The organism is Allobosea sp. P4_C6 (assembly GCF_056402015.1).
Map to the genome: position 1 here is coordinate 1 of NZ_JBFUIF010000253.1, position 1,264 is coordinate 1,264.

At 57.9% G+C, this 1,264-nt stretch carries 2 protein-coding genes; both read right to left on the reverse strand.

Translation table 11 applies throughout. The features are described 5' to 3' along the window. Positions 1 to 401, reverse strand: a 401-nt coding sequence (locus AC1DVA_RS28425; RefSeq protein ID WP_476808132.1) for a dihydrodipicolinate synthase family protein, incomplete at its 3' end; no start/stop codon positions are given. 369 nt (positions 402 to 770) lie between these two features. Next, the coding region (locus tag AC1DVA_RS28430; protein WP_476808133.1) for a hypothetical protein at positions 771 to 1,264 on the reverse strand (494 nt) is incomplete at its 5' end.

Genomic DNA, 1,264 nt, shown 5'->3' on the forward strand with positions numbered 1-1,264 from the left:
GTTCCCAACTCTTGGAACACGGTCGAAAACCAGTCGAAGATGCCGTCCTCCGGCATGTCCGGAAAGTAGAAGGACGGCGTGATCAGGATCGCTCTGGCGCCGTAGGCGTAGCCCGCGCGTGTCTGAGCGACAGCATCCTCGATCGTCGAGGACGTAACCGAGACCACTACCGACCTGCGAAAATCAAACCCGGCACCGGCCAGCGCACCCATGGCTCCAATGCGCTCATGCAACCCGATCCCCGCACCTTCGCCTGTCGTACCGAACAGCGTAATGCCATCGGCCCCGGCCGCCAGCACCCAACGGGCATGCTCGATCAATAGTGAATGATCGATGGCCCCGCCCGCGGTGAACGGGGTGGAAAGCGCACAATTTACGCCGATGCGGTCCGTCTTTGGCACGTGGGTATCCTCCCTGGCGCCCAAAGTTCACGCTGCAAGCAGCTCGAGTCAAGTCTGAAATCGAATTAAAACCAAACTGAGATTTCACTTCGGTTTTAGAGTCACCGTTGGTCGGGCTCGCTACTCTTAGAAGCCAGAGCATGCGATCGGCCGAACTCCCCTCGATGCGCGCAACACCGGCGAAAGCCCAGTTTGGGAAGGGCGGCGTCTTATCACTTGGATTTTTGTCTTTCTCTGGGGTTTCCAAGCTGAAGGGTTTTGCCCCTCCGCCTGCTTGGATCCGAACGAAAAAGCCCGTCGCGAAGGCGACGGGCTTTAGGGCAACAGGACCTCAAGCTGCCTAGGGGGATTGCCGCCGACAGGCGGCGGCTATGGCGCTTTTAAGAATAGGGGCTCATTCGCAGGTCGCTGTCGTTGCGCTTGGCACCAAGCTTCCGCTCCGGAAGATCGCACAATATCGAATCGGCGCTGCATTTCCTGATCAAGCATCATTCGCCCCGTGGCTGGTCCCGAGGCTTCGCTGGCAGCATCGGCCATCGCCTTCGCCGCTCTGGTCGCTAACTCGAGGTCGATGCGCTGATGCTGCGGGCAAAATTCAACTATCGCAGCATAAAGGCTAGCTGACCGGGCAATGCCTTCCAATGTTCTCTTTTGGGCTGAAGCTGGCGTTGAAAGTAAGGCGATCGTGGCCAGTGTGACGATGCACGGTTTGCGCGGTTTCATGTAATTTGAAATGTCCGGGGGTAATTGCTTCAGCGAAATAGCCCACCCAGACAGCTTTCCGGCGTATCTCGAGATTTCTGCACCGAAATATTCGCACCTACGGGCCGGATCCGCATCGGTGACTAGATCGAGCGCCACAT